Origin of the sequence: Microcoleus sp. LEGE 07076 (assembly GCF_015207455.1) — a bacterium.
Taxonomy (GTDB): domain Bacteria; phylum Cyanobacteriota; class Cyanobacteriia; order Cyanobacteriales; family Microcoleaceae; genus Microcoleus.
Genome location: NZ_JADEWV010000308.1, coordinates 1 through 5,228, shown reverse-complemented (window position 1 = coordinate 5,228; position 5,228 = coordinate 1). Strand labels below are relative to the sequence as shown.

Genomic DNA, 5,228 nt, shown 5'->3' with positions numbered 1-5,228 from the left:
GAAGGTAAACAATGCGAAGGGGAGAGGGGGAGATGGGGAAAAGATTTTTGCTCTATAGTCGAAATATATAATTTAAATGCACAACAGCTTAACGGTGTAGTTCACATGATCGATACAGTTGTGATTCCTGAATTTCTGGGTAAGATTGAACCAATGAGTTAAGGGAAAATTATTCCCAAACCAGCACAATTTAGAAAAGATTAGGCAATGGTAAATTCGGCGAACCACTACGATATCATTATTATTGGCACGGGAGCGGGCGGAGGTACGCTGGCTCACCGTCTCGCACCGACTGGTAAAAGGATTTTGGTGCTAGAAAGAGGCGACTTTTTGCCCAGGGAAAAAGCAAATTGGAGCGCGCTGGAAGTTTATCAAAAAGAGCGCTATCACACGGATGAGTGCTGGTACGATCGGGAAGGTAAAAAGTTTCGACCCCAGACTGGTTATTGGGTTGGCGGCAATACAAAAGTTTATGGTGCGGCTCTTTTGCGGCTGCGGGAACGAGATTTCGATCGCGTAATTCACAAGCAAGGATTTTCTCCAGAGTGGCCGCTCAAATACGCAGATTTTGAGCCGTATTACACGCAAGCTGAAGCACTCTATGACGTTCATGGAGAGCGGGGAATCGATCCGACTGAACCGCCCTGCAGCGAACCTTATGCTTATCCTGCTGTCAGCCACGAACCTGATATGCAGGTGCTCGCGGACGATATTCGATCGCTCGGCTACAATCCGTTTCATTTACCTTTAGGATTAAAGCTGAATGAAGCCGATCGCACAAACAGCCCTTGCATTCGCTGTGATACTTTTGACGGCTACCCTTGTTTAGTAGGTGCCAAAGCCGATGCGGAGGTGAATGCGATTCGGCCAACCCGCGAAAAATATGCTAATTTCACCCTGATAACTAATGCCAAAGTCTTGAAACTGCATACCAGCAAATCCGGGCGAGAAGTGACGGGGGTAGAAACTGAAATTTTAGGGGAACGACAGCAATTTACAGGCGATATTGTGGTGGTTTCTTGCGGTGCGATTAATTCGGCTGTTTTGTTGTTGCAATCTGCTAGCGAGCAGCACCCCAACGGATTAGCAAATAGTTCTGATTTGGTGGGCAGAAATTTAATGAAACACCTGGCAACTGCTTTAGTTGCTATGCACTTAGATGTGAATACAGCTAACTTTCAAAAAACTATTGCTGTTAACGATTATTATTGGGGAGAGCCGGATTTTCCTTATCCAATGGGTATGGTACAAAATACGGGGAATGTGTTAGCTGATATGCTGCCGGCTGAGGCTCCGGCGCTGATGGCTCCGCTGGTAAAATTGATTCCTAAATACGAGCGGCATTTGATTGCTGAGCGCTCGGTTGGTTGGTGGTTGCAAACAGAAGATTTGCCGGATTTAAACAATCGGGTTCGGGTGGAGGGCGATCGAATTTGCTTGGATTATACGCCGAACAATATCGAAGCGGGCGATCGGCTAATTCACCGCTGGACATCTGTAGTCAAATCCCTCCACCGTTCGGCCAAGCACGTCATTCCTTTTAGCCTTTATCCTCGCGCCCAGATGCCGGTACAATCAGTTGGTCATCAATGCGGCACTTGTCGGTTTGGTACAGACTCCAAAACTTCAGTGCTTGACGTGAATTGCCGCACCCACGATGTTGAGAATCTCTATGTTGTGGATGGCAGTTTTTTCGCGTCAAATTCGGGGGTTAACCCGACGCTGACGATTATGGCAAATGCGCTGCGGGTTGGCGATCGCATCACTGAACTGTTAAAGTAAACGATGTAAATAAATTAGGTTTTGGAAAGTATAAATCAATACGGTTCACTTAAGACAGATCCCCCCTAACCCCCCTTGAAAAGGGGGGGACAAGAATGCCCTCAAAGTCCCCCTTCTTAAGGGGGATTTAGGGGGATCTCCGGGGTATAAATAGTGTTAAGTGAACCGTATTGAAGTATAAATTGAAAAAACAAGAGCAATATTTGTGAGGAAAGGATCGCAATGAATGATGCTAAAAAGCCCGATGAAAATAGTACAAATCGATCGGAAACACATGAGTCTCACCCGATCGCCACAGGATTGGGCGCAGTCGGCGGCGGTGTAGCGGGTGCGGCCATTGGTAATTCTGTTGGCGGAAAGGTTGGTGCGGCCATTGGTAGCATCGCAGGGGCGATCGCGGGCGGTATGGCAGGTAGTGCGGTGGCTGATGTTGCTTCAGAGGCGATCGCCGAAATTCAGCCGGCGATCGGGTTAGGTTTAGGCGCTAATGCTAAGCCAGTTGAATTGCCCAAACATTACACTTGGGAAGAATTACAAGCACTATCAAAACCGCAAGGGTAGGGTTTTGGCAAAGAAATAGAACTACCACAGATAAACTAGCGAGAACAAAACAATCCAAATCACATCAACAAAGTGCCAAAACAAAGAAGCCGCACTCACGCCGAAGTGGCCGCCGTTGTAGTTCCCCCGAAGGAAAGAACGGACAAGCATAATTAGCTGCAAGATAATCCCGACAAAAACGTGCAAACCGTGAAACCCAGTCAGCAGATAAAATGTCGCGCCGAACAACCCTGTAGTCAGCCCAAAAGATAGGTTGTTCCACTCGATCGCCTGATTAACTAAAAAGTAAGTTCCCATTAAAGATGCCACCAGCCACAGCAAGCGAAATAAACCCAGTTTCCGGCGATCGAGGGCTTGTTCGGCAAAGTAAATGACAAAACTGCTCGAAACAAGTACCGCCGTGTTAATCGCAGGTTTAAGCACCTCTAATTTCGGGATACCAGGAGGGATCCAGTTGGGAGTTGTCTGCCGCAAGATGATGTAGGCGGCGAAAAAACTGAGGAAGACCATACTCTCGGAAAGCAAGAATGCGGTAAAGCCAAACATCCCGTTTTTGTGTTGTTGAGAATTTTCGTTGCTTTCTTGGGGCGATCGCCCTGAATGCGTAGGATTTGCCATAAGTGAAGAAGTCATTAGTCATTGGTCATTAGCATTTTGTAGAGGCGGGTTTAGCTAAGGAATGAAAATTTAATAACTTAAGCGATTGCTCGTTACCAGGCTCTGCCTGGTAATGCAGATAGGCGAGGCTCTGCCTCCTTCGAGGAAAGCAACTTACAGGAGAGAGGACGGTAGGAGGTGTTTAAGTTATTAAATTTTCGACCCTAAGAATATATGATACAAATGACTAAAAAAATGGCAAAACCCGCCCTCACTCATTGGTTATTGGTTATTGGTTATTGGTTATTGGTTATTGGTTGTTAGTTGTTGGTTGTTGGTCATCAGGAAGAAAATACCTCTAGCATTCGATCGATCTCAATTCTGGAAATTATCTGCGTTAATCTGTGTTTATCCGCCTGAAATCAGCGGTTGAAATTGCAGCTATTCTGGGGCAGAAGCCGGGACGATCGACTCTGGAGAATCGACATAGTGGTACGGCGGCAAAGTCACAATCGGAATCTGGGCAAAATTCTCAACAGGTGGCGGCGAAGAAACAGTCCACTCCAACCCCGTAGCGTGCCAAGGATTGTCCGTTGCTTTCGGGCCCTGCAGCGCCGAAACCACCATATTGACGATAAAAGGCAGCGTCGATACCCCCAGCAGAAATCCCCCCAAACTGGCAATGACGTTCAACCCTTGGTATTGCGGATCGTAGGAAGCAACCAGGCGCACCATGCCTTGCAAGCCCAACGGGTGCATCGGAAAGAAAGTCAGATTAGCCCCGATAAAAGTTAGCCAGAAGTGGATTTTGCCCCAGCCCTCGGCGTACATCCGCCCAGTCATCTTGGGAAACCAGTAGTAAATTGCTCCAAAAATCGCAATTGTGATGGTGTTGAACACAATGTAGTGGAAGTGGCCGACTATAAAATAAGTATTATTTACGTGCAGATTAAAAGGCACGGCCCCCAGCATAACGCCCGTGATGCCGCCGAACAGAAACATGACTACGCCACCCAAGGCAAACAGCATCGGCGTTTGTAGGTGCAGCTTTCCGCCCCAAACGGTAGCAGTCCAAGCGAATACCTTAACGCCAGTCGGCACGGCGACTAACATGGTGGAGAACATGAACAGCATCCGCATCCAGCCGGGAGTGCCGCTGGCGAACATATGGTGTACCCAAACGAAGATGCTGAGTAGAGAAATTGCAAAGGATGCAACCGCTACTGATTTATAGCCAAACAAAGGGTTGCGGGAAAAAGCAGGCAAAATCTCCGAGAAAATACCGAAGGCCGGCAGCGCCATTACGTAAACTGCAGGGTGCGAGTAAAACCAGAATAAGTGCTGGTAGAGAATCGGGCTGCCTTCGTTAAAAGGATCGAAAAAGGTTGTCCCCAAGGCTAAATCGAACAACATCAGCACCGCAGCCGCTGTATCGGTCTTTCTAACGGAAAAAGATTTCCTGCTATATCAAACAAGATGGCAATTATAAACAAACCCAGGGTAAAATGCACCAAATTCGGATGAATTGGCACTTCGTAGGGCAGTCTATTTGCACCTAGCTTGAACCCCAACTGATCGACAAGTTGCTGCACGAGTTGCGAATTCATTGCAAAATCCCTCTTTTCGTCGCTTCAACGATCGGCTCTACGTGCAACCCGTAAACCCAAACCAGCCGAGTTCCCAGATATGTTTGAAATAAAACCAAACAACTCAAAAAAGTTGTCGCCCCCAGATAAGCAGGCGGTACTTTCAAGGGACTGCGCCTGCGAATTACAAAGCGCCAACCCATAATTCCCGCCAGAATTGCCGCCAGCGACCATCCCGTAATCGTGTGCAAATTCAGTACCGGTTTCACCACCTCGTAAGGTTGCGCCAAACCAGCTTCAAACTGACCGAACATCACAGCTAGGAATATGGAAACTGTCGCCACAAACAAGTTCCAGAAACTCACTTCAAACAAGCGGTGATTGCGAGTGAACTAGCCAACAACGTCGCAGAAAAACGAGAAAATTACCATCGCAATTACAAAGTGGACAAGAATCGGATGGAGCGGATCGGGGTAAGGTAGATTTTCGCTGTTGAGAGGTAGAGCAGGCATTGATTTGTCCTTACGGCATCAATGAATTATATCATGTCCAATCAATTACCAAATATCAACAATTCACAGGTTCGATCGTTCGGACTTTAGTCCTTCTAATTGCGGAATAAAGTCCGAACGATCGAACCAATCTTGTCTTTATGGTTAGAGGGCAATACGGTTTACTTAAGACGATCTCCCTGGCACACCC

At 47.3% G+C, this 5,228-nt stretch carries 5 protein-coding genes and 1 pseudogene; 2 read left to right on the top strand and 4 right to left on the bottom strand.

The genetic code is table 11. The annotated features are described in order from the left end of the window. The first annotated feature begins 207 nt into the window (after positions 1-207). Together IQ270_RS27915 and IQ270_RS27910 are read left to right on the top strand one after the other, a co-directional pair. The gene (locus tag IQ270_RS27915) at positions 208-1,782 is read left to right on the top strand and encodes a GMC oxidoreductase (protein ID WP_193976386.1); all 1,575 of its coding nucleotides are present in this window, start codon (positions 208-210) and stop codon (positions 1,780-1,782) included. A gap of 222 nt (positions 1,783-2,004) precedes the next feature. Then, positions 2,005-2,343, top strand: coding sequence for a hypothetical protein (locus IQ270_RS27910; protein WP_193976385.1), 339 nt, complete (start codon positions 2,005-2,007; stop codon positions 2,341-2,343). Between the two features lie 21 nt (positions 2,344-2,364). Here the strand turns inward: IQ270_RS27910 and IQ270_RS27905 are convergent, their stop codons facing one another. The 4 genes and pseudogenes from IQ270_RS27905 to IQ270_RS27890 form a co-directional block, all read right to left on the bottom strand. Beyond that, positions 2,365-2,976 (bottom strand): heme-copper oxidase subunit III, encoded by a 612-nt coding sequence (locus IQ270_RS27905; RefSeq protein WP_193976384.1) that lies wholly within the window; start codon positions 2,974-2,976, stop codon positions 2,365-2,367. Positions 2,977-3,381: 405 nt separating this feature from the next. After that, positions 3,382-4,353 (bottom strand): cbb3-type cytochrome c oxidase subunit I, encoded by a 972-nt coding sequence (locus IQ270_RS27900; protein ID WP_339384386.1) that lies wholly within the window; start codon positions 4,351-4,353, stop codon positions 3,382-3,384. Beyond that, the gene (locus IQ270_RS27895) at positions 4,353-4,547 is read right to left on the bottom strand and encodes a DUF2231 domain-containing protein (protein WP_228056770.1); all 195 of its coding nucleotides are present in this window, start codon (positions 4,545-4,547) and stop codon (positions 4,353-4,355) included. The genes IQ270_RS27900 and IQ270_RS27895 overlap by 1 nt, the downstream gene beginning before the upstream one ends. Further along, positions 4,544-5,038 (bottom strand): annotated as a pseudogene (locus tag IQ270_RS27890) (DUF2231 domain-containing protein). The gene IQ270_RS27895 and the pseudogene IQ270_RS27890 overlap by 4 nt, the downstream one beginning before the upstream one ends. Between the last annotated feature and the right edge of the window lie 190 nt (positions 5,039-5,228).